This window comes from Joostella sp., assembly GCF_048266025.1.
Classification (GTDB): domain Bacteria; phylum Bacteroidota; class Bacteroidia; order Flavobacteriales; family Flavobacteriaceae; genus Galbibacter; species Galbibacter atrarenae.
This window is the reverse complement of sequence record NZ_JBLXAF010000010.1, coordinates 81,999-103,852: the sequence shown is the minus strand read 5'-3', so window position 1 is coordinate 103,852 and position 21,854 is coordinate 81,999. Positions and strand designations below refer to the sequence as shown.

21 protein-coding genes are annotated in these 21,854 nt (G+C 33.3%); 6 read left to right on the top strand and 15 right to left on the bottom strand.

The features are described from left to right. Positions 1-2 precede the first annotated feature (2 nt). Positions 3-776 (bottom strand): M48 family metalloprotease, encoded by a 774-nt coding sequence (locus ACN0TY_RS15080; RefSeq protein ID WP_417445139.1) that lies wholly within the window; start codon positions 774-776, stop codon positions 3-5. 55 nt (positions 777-831) lie between these two features. Then, positions 832-1,548: a M15 family metallopeptidase gene (locus ACN0TY_RS15075; RefSeq protein ID WP_417445138.1), complete on the bottom strand. Its 717-nt coding sequence runs from the start codon at positions 1,546-1,548 to the stop codon at positions 832-834. Between the two features lie 239 nt (positions 1,549-1,787). On the opposite strand from ACN0TY_RS15075, the gene kynU reads away from it, so the two are divergent. Further along, entirely contained in the window at positions 1,788-3,062 is a 1,275-nt protein-coding gene (gene kynU, locus ACN0TY_RS15070; protein WP_417445137.1) for a kynureninase, read from the top strand. Between the two features lie 126 nt (positions 3,063-3,188). On the opposite strand, the gene ACN0TY_RS15065 is transcribed toward kynU, so the two are convergent. Then, positions 3,189-3,899 (bottom strand): pirin family protein, encoded by a 711-nt coding sequence (locus tag ACN0TY_RS15065; RefSeq protein ID WP_417445136.1) that lies wholly within the window; start codon positions 3,897-3,899, stop codon positions 3,189-3,191. A gap of 107 nt (positions 3,900-4,006) precedes the next feature. On the opposite strand from ACN0TY_RS15065, the gene ACN0TY_RS15060 reads away from it, so the two are divergent. Next, positions 4,007-5,161: an MFS transporter gene (locus ACN0TY_RS15060; RefSeq protein ID WP_417445135.1), complete on the top strand. Its 1,155-nt coding sequence runs from the start codon at positions 4,007-4,009 to the stop codon at positions 5,159-5,161. A gap of 1 nt (position 5,162) precedes the next feature. Here the strand turns inward: ACN0TY_RS15060 and ACN0TY_RS15055 are convergent, their stop codons facing one another. From ACN0TY_RS15055 to ACN0TY_RS15035, 5 genes are all read right to left on the bottom strand, one after another. Next, a complete protein-coding gene (locus ACN0TY_RS15055) occupies positions 5,163-5,834 on the bottom strand; it encodes a hypothetical protein (RefSeq protein WP_417445134.1) in 672 nt (223 codons plus the stop codon). Positions 5,835-5,997: 163 nt separating this feature from the next. Beyond that, a complete protein-coding gene (locus ACN0TY_RS15050) occupies positions 5,998-6,576 on the bottom strand; it encodes a Crp/Fnr family transcriptional regulator (protein WP_417445133.1) in 579 nt (192 codons plus the stop codon). A 203-nt stretch (positions 6,577-6,779) separates the two neighbouring features. Then, positions 6,780-6,938, bottom strand: a complete 159-nt coding sequence (locus tag ACN0TY_RS15045) for a lmo0937 family membrane protein (RefSeq protein WP_236959810.1) — start codon at positions 6,936-6,938, stop codon at positions 6,780-6,782. Positions 6,939-7,308: 370 nt separating this feature from the next. Further along, positions 7,309-7,551, bottom strand: a complete 243-nt coding sequence (locus tag ACN0TY_RS15040; protein ID WP_236959811.1) for a hypothetical protein — start codon at positions 7,549-7,551, stop codon at positions 7,309-7,311. A gap of 76 nt (positions 7,552-7,627) precedes the next feature. After that, positions 7,628-8,746: an alkene reductase gene (locus tag ACN0TY_RS15035; protein WP_417445132.1), complete on the bottom strand. Its 1,119-nt coding sequence runs from the start codon at positions 8,744-8,746 to the stop codon at positions 7,628-7,630. A gap of 138 nt (positions 8,747-8,884) precedes the next feature. Between ACN0TY_RS15035 and ACN0TY_RS15030 the strand changes: the two genes are divergently transcribed. From ACN0TY_RS15030 to ACN0TY_RS15020, 3 genes are all read left to right on the top strand, one after another. Beyond that, a complete protein-coding gene (locus ACN0TY_RS15030; protein WP_417445131.1) occupies positions 8,885-10,228 on the top strand; it encodes an FAD-dependent oxidoreductase in 1,344 nt (447 codons plus the stop codon). After that, positions 10,228-10,572 carry a n-acetylglutamate synthase gene (locus ACN0TY_RS15025; protein WP_417445130.1) on the top strand — a complete coding sequence of 115 codons (345 nt, stop codon included), beginning with the start codon at positions 10,228-10,230 and terminating at the stop codon, positions 10,570-10,572. Before ACN0TY_RS15030 ends, ACN0TY_RS15025 begins: the two co-directional genes overlap by 1 nt. A 95-nt stretch (positions 10,573-10,667) precedes the next feature. Beyond that, positions 10,668-11,315 carry an NAD(P)-dependent oxidoreductase gene (locus ACN0TY_RS15020; RefSeq protein ID WP_417445129.1) on the top strand — a complete coding sequence of 216 codons (648 nt, stop codon included), beginning with the start codon at positions 10,668-10,670 and terminating at the stop codon, positions 11,313-11,315. Position 11,316: 1 nt separating this feature from the next. Here the strand turns inward: ACN0TY_RS15020 and ACN0TY_RS15015 are convergent, their stop codons facing one another. The 3 genes from ACN0TY_RS15015 to ACN0TY_RS15005 form a co-directional block, all read right to left on the bottom strand. Beyond that, complete coding sequence (locus ACN0TY_RS15015; protein WP_417445128.1) at positions 11,317-13,155, bottom strand: ABC transporter ATP-binding protein; 1,839 nt, start codon at positions 13,153-13,155, stop codon at positions 11,317-11,319. A 150-nt stretch (positions 13,156-13,305) separates the two neighbouring features. Continuing rightward, complete coding sequence (locus ACN0TY_RS15010) at positions 13,306-14,085, bottom strand: zinc ribbon domain-containing protein (protein ID WP_236959817.1); 780 nt, start codon at positions 14,083-14,085, stop codon at positions 13,306-13,308. 5 nt (positions 14,086-14,090) lie between these two features. Next, positions 14,091-15,185: a Nif3-like dinuclear metal center hexameric protein gene (locus tag ACN0TY_RS15005; protein ID WP_417445127.1), complete on the bottom strand. Its 1,095-nt coding sequence runs from the start codon at positions 15,183-15,185 to the stop codon at positions 14,091-14,093. Positions 15,186-15,229: 44 nt separating this feature from the next. Here ACN0TY_RS15005 and lpxK point away from each other — a divergent pair, with 44 nt between their 5' ends. Then, positions 15,230-16,228, top strand: a complete 999-nt coding sequence (gene lpxK / locus ACN0TY_RS15000; RefSeq protein ID WP_417445126.1) for a tetraacyldisaccharide 4'-kinase — start codon at positions 15,230-15,232, stop codon at positions 16,226-16,228. 2 nt (positions 16,229-16,230) lie between these two features. Here the strand turns inward: lpxK and ACN0TY_RS14995 are convergent, their stop codons facing one another. From ACN0TY_RS14995 to ACN0TY_RS14980, 4 genes are all read right to left on the bottom strand, one after another. Continuing rightward, positions 16,231-18,375, bottom strand: coding sequence for a response regulator (locus ACN0TY_RS14995; protein WP_417445125.1), 2,145 nt, complete (start codon positions 18,373-18,375; stop codon positions 16,231-16,233). 78 nt (positions 18,376-18,453) lie between these two features. Next, a complete protein-coding gene (gene gap, locus ACN0TY_RS14990; protein ID WP_236959820.1) occupies positions 18,454-19,455 on the bottom strand; it encodes a type I glyceraldehyde-3-phosphate dehydrogenase in 1,002 nt (333 codons plus the stop codon). 193 nt (positions 19,456-19,648) lie between these two features. Next, positions 19,649-20,527 carry a lipoyl synthase gene (lipA, locus tag ACN0TY_RS14985; RefSeq protein ID WP_236959821.1) on the bottom strand — a complete coding sequence of 293 codons (879 nt, stop codon included), beginning with the start codon at positions 20,525-20,527 and terminating at the stop codon, positions 19,649-19,651. Between the two features lie 83 nt (positions 20,528-20,610). Beyond that, the gene (locus ACN0TY_RS14980; RefSeq protein ID WP_236959822.1) at positions 20,611-21,825 is read right to left on the bottom strand and encodes an Nramp family divalent metal transporter; all 1,215 of its coding nucleotides are present in this window, start codon (positions 21,823-21,825) and stop codon (positions 20,611-20,613) included. Between the last annotated feature and the right edge of the window lie 29 nt (positions 21,826-21,854).

The window sequence follows — 21,854 nt, the reverse complement described above, 5'->3', positions numbered from 1 at the left end:
TATTATAGGGTTTTATACATTTCTATTGCCTCTTGGATTTTCTCGATTCTATTTTCAGGATCAGGGTGTGTACTTTGAAATTCAGGAACGCTATTTGGTCCGGAAGCACTTTTTAAAATCTTCATAACACCTATCATTTCTTCAGGTTTATATCCTGCTTCAATCATAAATTTTACTCCAAGATTATCACTTTCTAATTCATCATCCCTACCGTATTTCATATTAACAACATTGGCAATCATAGCTGCTATTTGTGTTGTAGATAAACTTTCACTTCCTACAGCAACTCCACTTAAAATACCTTGTGTAAGTCCTTGTTTAGACATTCTATCAGCCGAATGCCTTCCTACGACATGACCAATTTCATGACCTAAAACGCCAGCCAATTGATCTTCATTTTCTAATTTAGAATATAAAGCGTAAGTAATAAAAACTTGCCCTCCAGGAAGAGCAAATGCATTTATTACCTCCGAATCCCCTAAGAGATGGAAATCGAATTGATAGGGACTTTCAGAAGCAATACTATTTTTCACCAACTTTTCTCCAACAGCATCTACATGAGCCTGGTATTTATTGTCTGGATACAAACCTCCATATTGCTGTGCCATTTGAGGGGCGCTTTGTAAACCAATTGCAATCTCCTCTTCAGGAGATAAAGTAATATGTTGATCTTTGCCCGTATAAGGGTTCTCATCAGAAGATGCACAATATTTAATAACCGCAAATAAGGCTATAGCAAGCCCAATAAAAAGCCTAATTCTACTTTTTCCTCGCATTTTTTAAGAATTAATTAGAAGCGAATAAACATTATAAATTTACGCAAAAAAGCTGTTATTTTAACGCAGGATTAATATCCGACACGTTATTTTCTATATAAGTATTCATAAATTCTGGGGTAAGAGATTCACTCCCTAAAAGATTATCAGATTTTAAAATCTCTATAATATCGAGCTTTAAATATGCATCCAGCATAGGTTTAGAAATTGGCTGATAACTGTAATGCCAAGGCTCATATTTAAAGCCTTTTCTATTCGGATTATCTGTGTAAACAATGTAGAAACCATAATCACTGGCATTTTTATCCATCCATTCTTTTAGCTTACAGAAAGGACCTTGACCATGAAATTTACTAGGTACTAAAACATCACCAGTTACTTTTTTTGAACCGTCAATAATATCAATATCCGTTCCCCAATGATGCCTCGATGTACCCGGAATTGTGGAGTATCTAATTATTTTTTCAATAGCAGCTTCTGGGGTTAATCCATCTTTGGTGTACAAATTATATTTACGCTCATAAATAGCTTTTTGTCTGCTGTAGTTTCGATATCCTGAGACAACTCTTATCGAAATTCCGTCTTTTTTTGCTGCAGCTTGCATCTCTAAAAATGCTTTGTAGGCCTGGTCTTGTAAGCCTATTCCGTCTCCAAATAATTCTGGGTTTCCTTTTCCAATAAGGATCTCTTCGCTATATTTTTCTTGAGCTATACCTGCTTTGTAGACGAAAAGTGTGAAAATTGAAATGCTTAGTAAATGATATATTTTCATTATTTTTATTTTTTTGAAGCTCATTATATGTTGTGTAATTGCTAGTGTTGTTGCCTGCTTTCGTCACTACACGCCTGTCTAGTTTTACTAGCCAATCGGGGCAGTCGCCTCAATCAGGGCTAGTAAGTTTTGTAGGTGTATTTTTGTAAATGTAATACATAATATAGGTTTAGGCAACTTAGGTTTTTTAACTTCGCGCTTCCGAATTAAGTCATTATTTTTGTAAAAACCTCGATCCGATGGAATTTAAAAATACAAGCGAGTTTGCAAAGTCATTAGACGCTAAAGACAAGCTGGCAGCATATAAAAACGAGTTTATTTTTCCTGTTATAAATCAGAAGGAAGTAATTTATTTTACTGGAAATTCGTTGGGACTTCAGCCTAAAAGGAGTCAGAAATTTGTAAACGATGTAATGAACGATTGGGGAGGCCTAGCTGTAGAGGGTCATTTCAAAGCAGAAAAACCTTGGTGGGATTATCACGAGCGTTTAGCTGCACCTTTAGCAAAAGTAGTAGGGGCGAAGCCAGAAGAAGTAACTGTAATGAATACGCTTACTGTAAACCTTCACTTGCTAATGGTTTCTTTTTATAGGCCTACAAAGAAACGCTATAAAATTATTTGTGAAGAGAAGGCCTTTCCTTCAGATCAATATATGCTAGCTAGCCAGGCGCGTTTTCATGGTTTCGATTCAAAAGATGTTATTGTTGAGGTTAAAAAGAGAGAAGGAGAACATTCTTGGCGCACCGAAGATGTGTTAAAAACCATAGAAGAGGTTGGAGATGAATTAGCGCTTGTACTGATTGGTGGAGTGAATTACTACAACGGACAAGTTTTTGACATGCAAAAAATCACAGAAGCAGGTAAGAAACAAGGTGCTTTTGTAGGTTGGGATTTAGCTCATGCAGCAGGAAATATAAAATTAGAACTGCATAATTGGAATGTAGATTTTGCTGCTTGGTGTAGTTATAAATATATGAATAGCGGCCCAGGGAATGCTTCTGGGATTTATGTAAATGAGCAGTATTTAGGAAGAAAAGATATCCCGCGTTTTGAAGGTTGGTGGGGAACAAAAAAGGAAACCCGTTTTTTAATGGAACCTGAATTTGATCCTATGCCAAATGCCGAAGCTTGGCAAATTAGCAACGCTCCAGTGATGGCTATGGCGCCTTATTTAGCCTCTCTATCTTTATTTGATGAGGTAGATATGGATACTTTGATGGATAAAAGTAAGCTTCTCACTGCTTATTTAGAGTTTATTTTGGAGGCAATTGATGCTGAATTAGGAACTTCGAATACATTTGAAATAATAACACCTAAAGATCGTGGTTGCCAATTGTCGGTTTTTTTACACGGTCAAGGGAAAGCATTGTTTGATTATTTAATGGAAAATGGGGTGATAACCGATTGGAGAGAGCCTAATGTTATAAGGTTAGCGCCAACACCATTTTATAACTCTTTTGAAGAGATGTATCGTTTTGGTCAAATTCTAAAGCAAGGAATTTTAGGAAACTAAATAGTAATACTGTCTAGCCTTAAGTAATCTGTATCTTTATTTTAAGATGGACATACTCAAAAAAAAAACACCCCAAAAAGGTTGAAAACCTTTTTGGGGTGTTTTTTTTTGAGCTTTTAGGATGTGTTAAGCCATAGGGATTTCCATCAAAAGTAATTTAGCATTAGTATCTGCAATTATTTCTAACTTTTCAGATGCTTCAATTCCTAAGGCATCTCTACGGTTTAATTTTTCATTATTTATAGAAATATCTCCTTCTAGGACAAAAGCATAAACTCCATTTTCTGGATTATGTAAATTGTATTCCAATTCCTTTCCTGCATCCATTTCAGTAATATTAAACCATGCATCTTGATTAATAGTTACACCATCATCATCACTATTTGGAGAAACTATTTGCTGGAATTTGTTTTTTTTGTCTTCTAGTTTTAAACTGATCTGATCGTAAAAAGGAGTTACATTTCTTTTTTTCGGCATTAGCCATATTTGTAAAAGTTTTACCTCTTTATCGCGATTTTTATTATACTCGCTATGTACAACACCAGTTCCTGCCGACATTGACTGTACGTCACCTTCTTTTATGACCTTTTTATTCCCCATACTGTCTTCATGTTCCAAATCACCAAATAGTGGAATGGTAATGATCTCCATATTATCATGAGGGTGCTTTCCAAACCCCATTCCTGGAGCAATAGTGTCATCATTTAAAACTCTTAAAACCCCGAAATTCATTCGTTTTGGATCAAAATAATTAGCGAAACTAAAACTGTGGTATGCGTTTAACCAACCGTGATTAGCATGTCCTCTTGTGTCTGCTTTATATAATGTTGTTTTCATCTCTTTTTAATTATATTTACTGTTATTTAGACGTAAAATTGTAGATTTTCTTACACAATGAAAAGACTTTAAAAGTATTATAAACACCCTAAAAAATCAATATATAAATGAATTCATTGCAATTAATTCTAAGCAATAAGAAATATTTTGCTCCAGCATGGGTGTTTGCATCATTAAATATAATGTTTGGTACTTGGGCAATTTATATTCCTGATATAAAATCGAAATTAGCTATTTCAGAAGGGGAATTAGGTATAGCTTTATTCTTTTTCGCTCTAGGGACTTTAGTTTTTATTCCTATAACTCCAATTATAATAAAAAAGTTAGGCTTGGGAAGGGCAACAGTTATTGCCGTTTCACTTTATGCTATTTCCTTTTTGTTGCCTTTTTTGGCAAATTCATATTTTATGTTGGGGGCTTCTCTTTTTGTGGTAGGTTTAACTTCTGGATTTACAGATATTGCAATGAACACGTTAGTATCTCAAGTTGAAAAAGACGAGAATGTCACCTTTATGTCAGCTTCACATGGTTTTTTTAGCTTAGGAGGTGTAATAGGAGCAGGGATAGGGAGTTTTTTAAAGTTGTATTTAGATACGCCCTTACATCATATAATGTATGTAATGTGTTTTGTAGTTCTTACAAACCTGATACTTTTTAAATATTATGTTCATGTAAAAGGTTCTACAGAAGCAAGTGGAAGATTAGAGCTTAAATATTTAAAACCACTAATAGGATTGAGTGTTATTGGTTTTTTAATTTTAGCCAGTGAAGGAGCTATTGCAGATTGGAGTAGTCTTTACCTTGAAAATGTTACACTTACTAACTCCACAATTTTAATGGGATTGGGGTATACCATTTTTTCTGCTACAATGACTATTGGTCGGTTTTTTGGAGATTATGTGAGCGATAAATATGGAGCCTTAAAAATAATAATTGGAGGCGCTTTTATTGGAGTTTTAGGTTATGCTTTTGTACTAACCGCAAATACATACGCAGCACTATTTGGCTTTGGTCTCGTTGGACTTGGGTTTTCAGTTATTATCCCAGAATTATTCCGTTTAGCAGGAAAAGTAGAGGGGGTTGAGCCTGCAAAAGGAATTTCATTTATTGCAGGAATAAGCTATGTTGGTTTTTTATCTGGCCCTGTTATTTTAGGCTTTTTGGCAGATATCTCTTCATTGAGACTTAGTTATACTGTATTACTATTTGCCGCAGGAGTTGTCTTTCTTACGGCATTTTATTTGAAACAAAAGAAAAAATAGTTTACTCCTTAGTTGTTTTTACATCAATATTTGTAAAGTACAGTCTAAAAATACCATTTTCATTTTGATGCATCGTAGCTATTTTGATTCCATTAAAATCTTTGTAGTCTTCCCAAGTAGTCATCATGCATTTTGATGTGCTGTTGTTCTCACGATATACCCATTCTTTTACTTCTTTATTTTTATCAACATAAAAATCATAAGCATCTCCAGGAGTATATCCTCCTTCATTGCTATAGGTAATTGTTACTTTTTGCAGAGAATCTTGGCTTATTGGAGCAATTTCCATAACAGGCTCTGTATATTCAATGCCGTCATCCCATATAAGTTTGTATGGAGCAAGTAACCAATATACATCATTTATAAAGTTCTTGTCGGCAGAAAGTTCAGCATCACTAAGAATCTGACTTCTATTAAAAGTTAATTCTTCACCATCTTTTATAAAGGTAATATCATTCTTTTTTGGTTTCCATATCCAACTTCTTTCATAATGGGTGGTGTCTCGGTCTACGTTGAAAGTGAATTTTATTTCTTCAACAGTATCCCAGTTTTCAAAACCATTAGCGTATGCAATTTCTTCTAATGGATTATGAGTAGCAGCGGTTACTTCTTTTTCTTTTTTACAACTTGAAATAAAAATAAGAGTAAGTATAAGTAGGGTTATATTTTTCATGCGATTCTGGATTTTTTTTATAAATGTAAATATAATTTAAAAGATACGTGTTAATAATCAGATTTTGCAAAATTATAAATACTATTAAACTATTTTATAATAACTGACTCCTAATTGAATGTAAATTATTAAAGTTTCCTTTTTGCTTACTTGTTTTTATAAACTAGAGATTTGTTAATTTCCTTCTTAATCTGCTCAAACTTTCCGCCTTAATGCCTAGATAGTTTGCAATTAGATAATTTGGAACGCGTTGTTCAATAGTAGGATATGTGTTTAGAAAATCTAGATACCTTTCTGCACTGTCTTTATCTAAGGCAGATAAAATTCTGTCTTGCATAGCTAAAAAGGCGTTTGTAAGTTTTATTCTGAAGAATTTATTGAATTTAGGTACTTTTTCAAATAGCAATTCTAAATCGGCTTTCGTAATTTTTAATAACTCTACATCTTCAATACAATCAATATTGAGAGTAGCCTTCTGTCCATGGAAAAAAGCTTTGAAATCGCTAATCCACCAATCTTCAATAGCAAATTGTAAAATATGTTCATCGCCTTGGCTGTCTATTTCATAGGCTTTTAAACATCCTTTTACAACAAAATATTGAGCATCTACTTCGTCGCCTGCATTAATTAGAGTTTCTTTTTTATTTAAAGTAAGTGGAGTCAAAAGACTAAAAAAATAAGACTTTTCCTCTGGAGTTAAAGAAATATATTCTGAAATGTGATTGGATATCGAACTTTGCATCTTGCAAAAATAGGAGATATGCTAAGAATAATAATCTATAGAATAAAAATATTTAATAGTATGAACCTCTTATAAATGAAAAACCTCTCGTAATTAAACGAGAGGTTTTTCCCCTAAACTAATACCTACTACTATGTAATGATTACTTTATATACGCTTCAATTTTAAGTTTGGATCTTTTAAAATTGATTTTTTTTAATTTTTTATGGTCTTCTCCCTGTTGCGAGTCTATAAAGTATTCCTATAATGGCTAATATCAATAAGATATGGATAAGACTCCCTACGGCTTCTCCAAACCCAAAATAGCCTACTAGCCACCCAATAATTAAAATAACAACGATTAACCAAATAATATCTCTCATAATTTTCTTTTTTATTTTTCATCTAACTGATAGCAGATGAAAAGTTGGTTTATATCATTAAATTAATCATTTGATTTCTTTTTGTAGGGCTATTTAACGAATTTTAACGCGTAAATTACTGTTATTGTGAAATATAGATTTGTGCTGTTAATTTATAAATCTTGAAGTTTAATGAAGAGGTAAAAAGATAAAACCCTTACTAATTAGTAAGGGTTCATTGAAATATATATGGGCGCGTTAAGCGTTATTTTATGTATGCTTTTAATATATACGGCACAAAAGAAGGTCTGGATTTTATGGTTTTGTTAAATAAAACTAAAAAGAAAGGGCTGCCAATTGGCAGCCCTTTCTTAAAGATAAATCTGTAATATTATTGTGGAGTGAGCTTATTAACACGTTCTTGGTAATCGTTAATAGCTTCTCTAACCATATCTACGTTATCAGATGCTTTTTGATGCGCATCTTCCATTACTTTTTCTAGTTTAGCATCTGGATGCTGAAATAGATCTGTAATGACATGGTTGATTTTATCAATGCTACTTTCTTGAGTATTTTTAATATCCTCTAATTTAGAAAGTATTTTTTGCATTCTCTCCAATTTGTTTTCACTCATAATTTTTAATTTTTTTTGCCCAAAAAGCTGGGGGTTAAATAATTATTCCATTATAAGATACGAAATTTTTATAACATTAGCTATTTTTAGACTCTTGAGACTCTCTGTAAGTGGGGTAATCTATGTATCCTTTAGCTCCAGGAACATAAAATGTATCTTGATCCCATTCTGCTATTGGAGCATTTAGAGCAAAACGCTCAGGAAGATCTGGATTGGAAATAAAAGGTTTTCCAAACGCTACAAGATCTGCATCCCCTTCTTCTAAAATTTCATTTCCTCTTTCTTGATTAAAATTGGTATTAATCATTAGTGTTCCGCTATAAAGTGGTCTATAATGCTTTGCAATTTCTTTCACTAAAAATGGAACTTCAGATACATCTGTAAAGGGTTCAGAAAGGTGTAAGTAAGCTAAATTATAATCGTTAAGCCTTTCAACGATATAATCAAAAGTTGGAATAGTTTCTTCGTCTGCTGTCATTCCAAAAACACCATGTAAAGAAGGATTTAGTCGAACTCCAATTTTATTTTCTGGAAACACTTGTTTTATTTCATCTAATACATCAAAAAAGAACCTCGTTTTGTTTACAATTGTTCCTCCGTAATCATCAGTTCTTTTATTAGAACTGTTGTTAAAGAATTGATGGAAAAGATATCCGTTTGAGGAGTGTATTTCTACCCCGTCAAAACCAGCCTCTTTAGCATTTATTGCTGCCTTTTTAAAATCGCTAATAGTTCTTTTAATATCCTCAACTGTCATTTCTTTGGGAGTAACAGTCTCTTCAAAACCATTTGGCGTAAATACTTTCTCATTAGGGTTTATTGGGCTAGGAGCAAGTGGGAGTTCTCCGTTATGAAAATAAGGATGCGATATTCTTCCTACATGCCAGAGTTGAGCAAATATTTTTCCTTCTTTATTATGCACAGCTTTGGTTACCTTTTTCCAGCCTTCAACTTGTGCCTTAGAATATATCCCTGGAGTATTTATATATCCCACAGCTTCTTTAGATACTTGTGTTCCTTCAGAAATAATTAAACCAGCGCCAGCTCTTTGTTCATAATATTCTGCGATCATATCTGTAGGAGCATTCTCTTTATTATCTGCTCTAGAGCGAGTCATAGGAGCCATCACAATACTATTCTTTAATGTTATATTTCCTAAATTATAAGACGCTAATAGCGGTTGATTCGATTTCATATGTTCTAATTTTCATGTTCTTACTCAAATATAGTGATAGAAAGGTATTGATAAGGTTGACATAGGTTAATAAAACAGGATAATTTGTTAACTTTGTAAAGAATCCCGCATAAGCGGGACTTTTATATTTATATCCTCATGCAAACGCCAAAAAAAATAGCGATTACCGGTAGCGGACTCGTAGGAAGTTTATTAGCAATTTATTTAAGAAAAAGAGGTCATCATGTAGATGTTTTCGATAGACGTCCAGATATTAGGACCATGGAGTTTTCTGGAAGGTCTATAAATTTGGCGATGTCTACGAGAGGTTGGAAAGCTTTGGAAAATATAGGAATCGATCAGCCGATAAAAGAGATTTCTATTCCTATGGATAAAAGAGCAATTCACACCCCAGGAAAACCGGTTTATTTTCAGCATTATGGTAAAGAAGGGGAGGCTATTTATTCGATTTCTAGAGGGGTTTTAAATAAGAAAATGATCGATTTAGCAGAAGAAGCTGGCGTGAATTTTATTTTTGAATCTAAAGTATGGGATGTCTCGTTGGAGGAAGCAATAATATATACTGGAGATTCTGAAAAAGGGGAGTGGACACCGCATCAATATGATATTGTTTTTGGAGCAGATGGCGCTTTCTCTAGAATCCGCCATAAAATGCAACGTCGTAGCATGTTTAATTATAGTCAGGATTTCTTAAAAACAGGCTATAAAGAACTTAGTATTCCTGCTAATAAAGATGGCTCTCATAAATTAAATAGTAATTCGCTGCACATTTGGCCTAGAGGGGAGTTTATGCTTATTGCTTTGCCTAATTTGGATGGTAGTTTTACTTGTACATTGTTTATGCCTTTAGAAGGAGAGAATTCTTTTGAAGGATTAGATACAAAGAGTAAATTGGATTCTTTTTTTAGAAATCATTTTGAAGATACTATGGAAGTGATTCCAGATCTTATGAAAGATTTTTTTAAGAATCCAACAAGCGCATTAGTAACGATTAAGTGTGAGCCTTGGTCTTCTGAAGATAAAGTGGCCTTGATAGGAGATGCCGCCCATGCAATTGTTCCATTCTACGGACAAGGGATGAATGCTGGATTTGAAGATATTTCTGTATTAAATGAACTTATGGACGAATATGGAGATGATTGGAAAACAATTTTTTCTGAATATGGAGCATCTAGAAAACCAAATACCGATGCGATTGCAGAGTTAAGTTATAGGAATTTTATTGAAATGAGTTCGAAAACTGCAGACGCAAATTTTTTACTTCGTAAGAAAATTGAAAAGCATTTTTCTGATAAGCATCCTGATAAATGGATGCCTTTATACAGTAGAGTTACTTTTTCTGAAGCTCCTTATTCTGAAGCATTACGCGTAGGAGATTTTCAAAGAAATATAATGGACGGAGTAATGAAAATTAAGGATATCGAGTCTAAGTGGGATAGCCTTGAGGTTGAGAATACAATTCTAAAAGCATTGTCAAGTTAATGAAAAGGTTGAATTATAATAATAAAGTGTTTCGAGCAGTCGCTAATTCTGAGAACGGACAAACCTCACATGAAACATTATTTTACTATAAACAAGAAGGGAATATTATTACTGCTGAATATAATGGTGGATGTATAATAAAAGGACATTTGATAGGAATCGTAGATGCCGAGAATAAGATAGATATGCGTTACCATCAAGTGGATGATAATAATATAATAAGGACAGGAAGCTGTATATCCACCCCTGAAGTATTGAAAAATGGAAAAATAAGACTTCATGAAGTTTGGGAATGGACTTCAGGAGATTTTTCTAGCGGGACTTCTATGATTGAAGAGGTGTAGATTTTGTTTCGACTGAAATAAATTAAACGCTTTTAGAATTAAAATAAATTATTACAAAATATTTATTTTCAATAAGTTCTCTTAACTTTATAACTATGGAAATTCTAGTAATTGGCGCTACTGGTAGAACTGGTAAGCACGTAGTAAAATTAGCATTGAATGGAGGGCATCATGTTACTGCTTTTGTAAGGTCTCCAGAGAAATTAAACCGACCTGAAACAGGAGTTAAGGTGGTTAAGGGTGATGCTTTGGATGAAATTACAGTGAAGAACCTTATTAATAATAATAAATTTGATGTTGTTGTAATAGCTGTAGGAGCAGCAGGTTTAAAATGCTCTTCTGTGCGTGCCGAAAGCACTAAAAATATTGTTTCCGCATTAGAGGCTAGCAATAGTAAAGCCCGCCTTTGGGTTGTTAGTTCTGCAGGAACGAATGAAAGTATCGATCAGTTAGGCTTTTTAAGTAAAACATTTGTAAAAACAATCCTAAAAGGGCATATAGAAGATCATACTAATCAAGAGAATATAGTTAGAAACAGCTCATTACCATATACAATTGTTCGTCCTGTAGGTTTGAAAGAAGAAACCTCAAGAGAAGTAAGTTATGTTGCTTTAGAGAAAGGACGTGTTCCTACAGATCGCATTTATAGATCAGACGTAGCTCATTTTATTATAGATAATATTGAGAATCCTGAATATATAGGAAAAGCATTTACTTTATGTACTGTGCCAAAAAAGGCTTAATCTATTTGTATCCAGAAGCCTGTAAGTCGAATAATTCTGAGTAAAGTTTATTGTTTTCCATAAGCGCTTCATGTGTTCCAATTTCCAACACATTTCCGTCTTTCAAAACCAAAATAGTGTCTGCCATTCTAACGGTGCTAAATCTATGAGAGATAATTATACTTGTCTTTCCTTTAGTAAGTCCTATAAATCGTTCAAAGACATTAAATTCCGCCTTAGCATCAAGGGCTGAGGTTGGCTCATCTAAGATTAAAACAGCGGCATCTTTCATATATGCTCTTGCAAGTGCAATTTTTTGCCACTGTCCACCAGATAACTCCTGACCTTTATTGAAGCGTTTTCCTAACTGCTGATCAAACCCTTTTTTTAATTCACTAACCACTTCAGAAGCTAAACTCTGTTCCGCAGCTTTCTTTATCCGATCAATATTTTCAATCTCATCGATTTTACCAACAGCAATATTTTCTTTTACTGTAAACTCATATTTAAAGAAATCTTGAAAAATCACACCAAATATCTTCTGATATTCATCTTTGTTGAATTTTTTAATATCAATCCCATCTAAATAAATAGTTCCAGATGTAGGTTCATAAAAGCGTAAAAATAATTTTATTAGGGTTGTTTTTCCAGCGCCATTCTGACCAACAAAAGCCATTTTTTCTCCCGCCTTAAGCTTAAAAGAAATTCCTTTTAGCGTATACTCTGTATTTCCTGGATATTTAAAAGTTACATTTTCAACAGTAAAACCGTGTTTAATTTCTTCAGGAAAAGGAATTTCTGCCTCTGTACTTTTTTTAATCTTTAAATCAATGAAGTCGAAATAGTCTTTTAAATACAATGCACTTTGCGAGATTCTAGTAAATCTTGTAAAGAAACCTTGTAGATTAGTTCTTAGTCTATTAAAGGATCCACTTAAGAAAGTAAGCTCTCCAATAGTAATTACACCTGTTAAAACACGATAAATAATAAGTACAAATGCAGCATAGTAAGATAATACACCAAGGAGATTAAAAAGTGCGCCGTATGTACTTCTTTTTAAAGCAATGTTTTTATTTAAAAGGTAATACTCGTCAGAAAGGACTTTAAATCTTTTGGCCACATAATCTGTTAATCCAAAAAGTTTAATCTCTTTAGCTGTTTTATCATTCGCTCCAACATATCTTAAATAATCTAATTCCCTGCGTTCGGAAGTCCAACTTCTAGCTAGCGAATAACTTTGGGAACTAAATTTAATTTCATTTATAAAAGAAGGTATGATACTGAGCACTAAAATAACAATAAGAATAGGTTCGAAGTAGATAAGACCAGCAATTAAAGAAATCATGCTGATTATACTTTGGACTTGAGTCAGGATATTAGACATGAGGTTTACTCGACTCGTTGTCTGTGTTCTTGCTCTTTCTAATTTGTCATAGAATTCTGGGTCTTCAAGTTGACTAATTTCAATTTCGTTTGTTTTTTTTATGATAGTAACCGAAGATTTATTAGCATATAAGTCGCCTAGCAAGCTGTCTGTTAATGTAATTAATCTACTTATTAAGTCAGAAAGGATAGCCACCGTTAATTCTAAAGCTACATATTTCCATAATAGGGTGTAGTCTTTGTCTGGAGTGTTTATTTGGAGAATAATTTCATCTATAATAAGTTTTCCAACCCATAATAAGATTACTGGAGAAAATGCATTTAGAAGTCTTGCGGAGGTATTTATGACATACATCGACCTATGCGTTTTCCATATTTCTGATAGAAATCTAGGGATATATTTAAAGGCAGCAAAAGAATCTCTAAGAGAGGTTTTCTCCTTTTTCTTTTCTTTTAAGGATTGTAGTTTTCTAGCCAATTTTTATTTTTTATATATATTATGAGTTTACCTCTAGCGTGGTAATAATTATACTTTATATCTAATATTAAAAATAGGAAATGTATTTTTAAATGATCCCATAAAAAAAGCCTCGCACATGCGAGGCTTTTTAATGAAAATATTATGAGCTTAAATTGAAGCGAAAAGAGCTTCCATTTTTTGCTTTTCTTCTTCAGCAAGTGTAGGATCAACTAAAATTCTACCACTGTGCTCATCAGTAATAATTTTTTTACGAGAAGCAATTTCCATCTGTACTTGAGGTGGGATTGTGAAGAAAGATCCTCCAGAAGCTCCACGCTCGATAGCAACTACTGCTAAACCATTCTTAACATTCTCGCGAATTCTTTTATAAGCTGAAAGAAGTCTTGGCTCGATAAGGTCTTCATAAGAAAGACTCTTGTCCATTAAAGTTTTTTCTTCTTTTTCAGTTTCTTTAAGAATATCATCAAGTTCTCCTTTTTTGTGCTTTAAGTGGCTTTCTCTTTCAGCTAAACGTTCTTTAGACTGATTGATAACCTCTTTCTTTTGCTCAATTTGAACTTTGAATTCTCTAATGTGCTTTTCAGCTAATTCAATTTCTAATTCTTGGAACTCAATCTCTTTAGATAAAGAGTTGAACTCTCTGTTATTACGAACATTTTTTTGTTGCTCGTTGTATTTCTTAATAGAACTTTTAGATTCCTCGATTAGATTCTTCTTAGCAGAAATCTCTTGAGTTATTTCTTCAAGGCTCCCGTTGAGTTTATCCATACGTGTTCTTAAGCCTTCTACTTCATCTTCTAGGTCTTCTACCTCTAAAGGTAATTCACCACGAACATTTCTAATTTCATCGATTCTAGAATCGATAAGCTGCAAGTCGTATAAGGTTCTTAACTTTTCTTCTACTGTTGCTTCTATTTTTTTTGCCATATTACTTATAAATACTTGACGGGATTTGTATTACAAACTGATAAAACGATTGCAAAATTAGTGATTTTTTTCGTAAGATACTCAACTAAAAGATCTTTTGTGTATTGTTCTGTTTCATAATGGCCAATATCTGCTATAATTATCTTATTTTCAGCCTTATAAAAGTCGTGGTATTTCACGTCTCCAGTAATATAAATATCAGCACCAGCAGCAATAGCATTAGGTATTGCAAACGCGCCGCTACCACCTAGAACAGCCACTTTTTTAATTTTTTTATTTAATAACTCTGAGTGTCTTACACATCCAGTTTGCATACGTTCTTTTACGAATTTAAGAAATTCTATTGGATTTTGCGTAGTTTCTAGTTCTGCAATCATCCCAATACCAATATGTTGGTTGGTATTTTCGAGGCTTGTTATTTCATAAGCAACTTCTTCATAGGGGTGATTATTGAATAGCGCTTTTAGTAAAGCTCCTTCTTTATGCTTCGGAAAAGTGATTCCTATTTGAGTCTCTTCCTCATAATGAGTAGTTCCTTTTGTGCCAACAACAGGGTTAGAGGCTTCATTTCCTTTAAAACTTCCTGTGCCTTTAATATTAAAACTACATTCTTCATAATTACCAATAGAACCTCCTCCTGCTTCGAATAATGCTTTTCGTAACGCTTCTGCATTTTTGTTAGGAACAAAAGTGACTAGTTTTTTTATGGTGTCTTTCTGCGGAATTAGAACTTTTTTGTTTCTTAACCCTAAGAAATCACATATTTTAGCATTTACACCTACAAAACTATTGTCTAAAGCGGTATGAGGCGAGTAAATAGCAATATTGTTTTTTATGGCTTTTAGAACGACACGCTCTACATAATTTTTACCAGTAATCTTTTTTAGTCCGCCAAATATAATAGGATGAAAGCTTACAATAAGATTACATTTTTTCTCGATAGCTTCATCTACAACAGCCTCTAAGGTGTCTAAACATACCAAAACGCCAGTTAGATTTTCATTTTTATCACCAACTAATAGGCCAACATTGTCAAAATCTTCCGCATAGGAAAGTGGTGCTATTTCTTCAATGATATTAATTACATCTTTAATAAGCATACGATCATTTTTTTTCAAAGATAAAATATTCTAATTTCGCTTATATGCGAAGATGGAGAAAATTGCTCTTACCATTCTCATGGATCTATGGAGCTATAATATTTGTACGGAATTACTTATTTGATATTCAGTTTTTCAAATCAGCGGAATATCAGTTCCCTGTTATTTGCATCGGGAATCTTAGTGTAGGAGGAACTGGAAAAACTCCGATGACAGAATATGTTTCGCAACTTCTTAAAGATACATTTAAAACAGCAATATTAAGTAGGGGATATAAAAGAGCAACCAAAGGTTTTGTTTTAGCAGCAGATAAGGCTACTGTAGAAGGCATTGGAGATGAACCTTTTCAATATCATAATAAATTAAAAGGTGTTACTGTAGCTGTAGATGAAGATAGGCAACATGGTATTTTTAGTTTGAGGGAAGCTATAAATCCCGAGGTAATTATATTGGATGATGCCTTTCAGCATCGTAAAGTTAAAGCTGGATTAAATATCCTTTTAACAATGTACGGTGACCTTTATCCTGATGATCTGCTTCTTCCTGCAGGTAATTTACGCGATTTAAAAGGACAGGCCAAGCGAGCAGAAATCATTGTGGTAACAAAATGCCCAAGTGATTTATCGAAGAATAGGCAAACAGAAATTATTAATAAGTTGAAGGTAGCGGCAAGTCAAAAAGTGTTTTTTGCAACAATTTCATACAAAGAAAAAGTGCTATCTAATAAGGAGTCTATTTTTTTAGAGGAATTAAAAAACAAAAATGTGACGCTGGTAACTGGAATTGCGAATCCAGAACCACTTTTAATTCATTTAAAGGAACAAGGAATTAGCTTTGACCACCATAAATTCCCTGATCACCATAATTTTTCTACTTCAGAAATTGAAATGTTTAAAGCGAAAGACTTTATTCTTACTACTGAAAAGGATTTTGTAAGACTAGAAAAGTATCTTTCAAATGTATATTATCTTCCAATTGAAACTAAATTTGTAAACGATGAGGAAGGCTTTGATGCTTCTATCTTAGCATTTGCTGGTAAGTAAAATTAAACTCTGCTACTAGATTTTAAAATGGAGTTCCCTATTATTTTATAGAATAAATCAGGTTTAAATGGCTTTGTAATTACATCGTTGCAACCAGCGGCAAAGAAATCGTCTGTACTTTCATCTATCGTAAGTGCGGTTAATGCTATTATAGGAATGGCGCGATCAAAAGTTCGAATTTCTTCTGTAGCTTTCAAGCCGCTAATTCCAGGCATATGGATATCCATTAAGATGAGGTCGTAGTTGTTCTCTTTAGCGAGTTTAACTGCGTCATAACCATTGTCGGCAACATCACAGGTGATTCCTTTTTTGGCTAACATTTTCTTAGTGATAACCTGGTTGATTTTATTGTCTTCAACTACTAAGAAATATAAATCTTTCAGAATAGCTTCTTCTAGTTCTTCGGTTTCTTCTTCAATAATTTCTGAAGGCTCAGGTAACAAGAAATCTAGATCGAAATAGAAAGAGCTTCCCATTCCGATTTCACTTTTCACATTAATATCACTATCAAACATGCTTAGTAAGCTCCTTACAATAGTTAGTCCAAGTCCCGTTCCTCCATATTTTCTATTTATTTGGATGGAACCTTGCGAGAAACTTTCAAATATGTTTTTCTGCATTTCCTCAGAAATTCCTATTCCTTCATCATTAACTTCAAAATGAACTTTATAGATGTCTTGTTGTGAACTGATGAGTTTTACATTAACGATTACTTTCCCATTTTCAGTAAACTTAAGAGCGTTTCCGACAAGGTTAATTAATATTTGAGATAGTTTTAATGGATCCCCAATTAATTTTCGAGGAACGTTTTCATCAATATTTAAAATGATGGTATTCTTATTCTCTTTTGCTGTTTGCTTGAGTGAATAAACAACATCTTCAAGAGTTTTATTGATGTCGAAAATCAGTTTCTCAGCAATTAATTTATTAGCATCAATTTTATTGATTTGAAGGATGTCATTTATAAAGTCTAAAAGGTATTCACCAGAAAATTTTAAAGATTTTAGGTGTTCTTTCTGACTGTCTTTTGGGTTTTCTTCTAACAATAAATGTGTTAATCCGGTAACGGCATATAATGGTGTTCTCAATTCATGGCTAACAGTAGATAAAAACTGACCTTTAGCGCGCATCGCTCTTTCAGCTTCTTCTTTTGCTAGTTGTAATTCTTTATTTTTCTTTAAAAGAAGGTCGTTTGTTTTAAATTTTATTTGATTATTTCTATATAATGAAATGGTCAATAATGAGATTATTATCAAAAGAGCAGAGCTAAGAACAGAAGTTAACTTAGAGATATTTACTTTTTGCTGTTGCTCAATCTCATCCTGACTCATTCTTGCAATTACATTGTTTAAGAACTTCGCCTCGTTTGTGTATGCTGCTTCATTTTGTTTTCTTACAATATCAGGTCCAAAATATTTTAAACGAATACTATCCGCCTTTTTGTAATAAAGTAAAGCGGCGTAATAATCTCCTTTGTTACTTGCTATTTGGTTCTTTAATAAATTGGTGCCGAGTAATATTTCTGGGAAATTATGTCGTGCAGCTGTTCTTAAGACATTATCTAAAAGTATTTCTGCACTTTGAATATTGTCACCATCGGCATAAATTTTTGCTAGTGTAAGTTGTGTAGCAGCAGATAAATATTCTTTTTCATATTTATGATCTGGAGGGATCATTTTTTGGAAAATAGTCTTGGCTTTACCTGTTTCTCCTAATTCAGTGTAGATAAGTCCTTGATAAAAGAGAACAGTATTTAAAAGGCTTGTGTTTTTGTAATCTAAAACTTCTAAAGATTCACTTATAGAGGCATATGCTTTATCAGATTCTTTATTCTTAGCGTGTAAGTAACCTTCTAAAATTGCTGTAAGAGCTCTCCCATTATTGTATTTATATAAATTTAGAACTTCTCGAGCTTCTTTTAAATAAATATCAGGGTTTATAGGTTTCTCATATTGAATATTTAGTCGGGCAGAAAGGTTGTAGAAATCTACAATAGACTCAATGTTATCAGTACTTGCGGCAATCTGAAGTCCTTTTTCAATTTCTGATAAAGCGATCTCATAATCACCATTATTTTTATGTTTGTATACGCGCTTAGTTATAGATTCAATACTGTCTTTAAAGACAATACTGTCTTGTGCTGCCATAGTATAGGGCAGCGTAAGTATAAAGATTAAAAGGGCTACAAAGCGCATAATTACATAAGTGCTATGCAGTAAATATAATTATTTCTGTTTAATAAGTTGAATTAAATCGATAATCCGACTGCTATATCCGTATTCGTTATCATACCAACCAATTATTTTGATCATTTTACCAATAACCGAGGTCATTTGGGAATCGAATGTACAAGAATAAGGGTTGTTGATAATATCTACAGATACAATTGGATCTTCTGTGTATGCCAAGATATTTTTTAATGAACCTTCTGAAGCTTTTTTAAATGCTTCGTTAACTTCTTCGATAGAAGTTTCTTTACTTACATTAAATGTAATGTCTGTTAAAGATCCATCTGGAACGGGAACACGAATTCCACATCCTCCAATGGTTTTACTAAGTTCAGGAAAAATACCTGTTAAAGCTTTTGCAGCACCCGTTGTTGTAGGAACGATTGATTGTCCTGCGGCGCGAGCTCTTCGTAAATCGCGGTGAGGCTGATCGTGAAGACTTTGGTCTGAAGTGTAGGAGTGTACCGTGGTTATATAAGCCTGCTCAATTCCGCATAGCTCTTTTATAACCTTTATCATCGGAGCTGCGTTGTTGGTAGTACAAGAAGCATTAGAAATAATGTCTTCACTTCCGTCCAGAATACCTTCATTTACTCCTAAAACAACCATTTTTATAGACTCATCATCAGGAGGAACAGATAAGATTACTTTTTTTGCTCCGCCAATAATATGATGCTGTAACTGATCTCTAGTTTTAAATTTTCCAGTAGCTTCAATTACAATATCAACATTAAATGGTTGCCAGTTGATAGAATTTAAAGTTTTACAATTCAGTAAAGGAAAAGAAGTGTTGTTTACAATAATATGATCTCTATCGTATTGAACGTCTTCGTGTAAAACGCCATGAATACTATCGTATTTTATTAAATGGCTTAAAGTTCTTGCGTCCGCAAGGTCGTTTATAGCAACTACTTCTAATTCTGGATGATCTAAAAGTAATCTAAAAACTGTACGTCCTATTCTTCCAAAGCCATTAATGGCAATTCTTGTTTTTCCCAAAATTGTTTATTCTATCCCTGCAAAGGGTAAATTCCAAGATTTATATAATCTAGTGAATTTTAATTATTTTATAAAATGTGTTATTACCGATATAATCATGTAAGGATTGATCTCTTAAATCTAATCTTACATCTTATTTTAGATTGAAAATGTTTCAGATAAATTCTTTGAAAATATTGTCTCTAAGAATTATTTATTCAAGGTGTTTATGCGCCTTATAAGAAGATCTTACCAAAGCTCCACTCTCTACGTGTCTGAATCCTAAGTCTAAACCAATTTCTTCGTATTTTTTAAATTGATCTGGAGTAATAAACTGTTTTACAGGTAAATGCTTTTTTGAAGGCTGTAAATACTGACCTATAGTTACTACATCTACATTGGCATTTCTTAGATCGTGTAATGTTTCGATGACTTCATCTTCTTTTTCACCAAGACCAAGCATTATTCCCGACTTAGTTCTATTAATTCCTTGATCTTTTAAGTATTTTAAAACAGCAAGACTACGGTCGTATTTAGCTTGTATACGAACCTCACGAGTTAATCTTCTAACAGTTTCCATGTTATGAGAAACAACTTCTGGAGCTACTTCTACAATTCGATCTATATTACGTTCTACTCCTTGAAAGTCTGGAATTAGCGTTTCTAGAGTGGTAGTAGGATTCATTCTACGGATAGATTTAACAGTTTCTGCCCATATAATAGATCCCATGTCTTTTAAATCGTCACGGTCTACAGAAGTAATAACAGCATGCTTTATGCTCATTATCTTGATAGAACGAGCTACTTTTTCAGGCTCTTCCCAATCAATAGTATCTGGTCTTCCTGTTTTCACACCACAGAAACCACATGACCTTGTACAAACATTACCTAGGATCATAAAAGTTGCAGTTCCTTCACCCCAGCATTCTCCCATATTAGGGCAACTACCGGAGGTGCAAATAGTATGAAGGTTATATTTATCAACTAAACCTCTTAACTCTGTATATTTCTTTCCAGTCGGTAACTTTACTCGTAACCATTTTGGTTTTCCTTTTTTAGGAGGAGCAATGCTACTTTCAGTATCTACACTCATATCGAAATTTTAGATGACAAAGATACGAAGTTAAGTTTGAAAATTAAGTGATCATAATTTAATTATGAATAGGGGATTTGTTTTTAGAGTGTGGTAAGATACCAAATAGAAAAACCTACTAAAAAAGCAATTCCAGCCCAGCTTAAAAAGTGCATGCCTTTGCTTGGTCTCCATTTTTTAGGCATATGTTTAGAGGTTACTAATTTGTAGTTTATAATTGCGTAAAATGGAGCAGTGACAAAAGATAAAATAGTGGCAATATCTATTAGTGTTTTCATTTCAGACATTAAAAAAAGCAATATGCAAATTGTCCCGATAGCAAGAATAATAATCCAGCTTATAGAAACATGCTTCCCTTTAATATTAAATAAAAGCGCTGTACTTTTTGTCATAGCTCGTGGAGAAGCATCTAATGTAGTTAGTGTAGTGCTAAACATGGCAGTAAAAGCAGCAATTGCAATAATATAATAGGTTGAAGGCCCTAAAGTTTCGGTGTACATATTTATAAACTGAAAAGCGAATTGCGTTGCTCCACTACTAAACTGCTCTTCCGTTTGATGCATTACTAAAGCGCCAAGACTAAGAAAGAATACGCCTAGAATTATAGTGCTTAAATACCCAATATTAAAATCAGTAATGGATCGCTTTGTTTTATAAGATTTTAAAGTTTTCTTTTTCTCGATAGCCCATAAAGAATGCCAAACAGAAATATCTAAAGGAGCGGGCATCCATCCCATAAAGGCAATTACAAATGCCAAGCCTGTAGCTTCTGTAGGTAATATTTGAGTGAAATCTATAGTTTCTGTAGTTCTTGTTACTGCTAAAATTATCGCAGTTAGTGTACAAATTGTGAGCATCGTAATTATAACCTTCATAAGGTTGTCTAGGAGCTTGTACTTCCCTAAAATTAAAATGGTAATACAGATAATTGTAATGACGATGCTCCATAATATCGGGTCGGCAGAAATACCAAATAAGTTAGAAGCTAATCCAGCTGTTACAATGGTTACTGCTGTTTGGATAGTAAACATAGTGGCTAGATTCAGTATAAAGTAGATATACAATACACCTTTGCCAAGTTTTTTATAGCCATCTAAAAGGCTTTCTCCAGTAGCCATTGCATAACGAGGTCCGTATTGAAAGAATGGATATTTAAAAAGATGAGCTAATAGAAGTGCCCATAATAATCCGTAGCCGTAATCTGCTCCGGCGCGTGTGGATTGTACTAAATGTGATACACCAATAGCGGCTCCAGCAAATAACAGTCCTGGACCTAGTTTTTTAAGAAAGTCTTTCAAGTTGGTAATTTGGTTGCTTACTGATTATT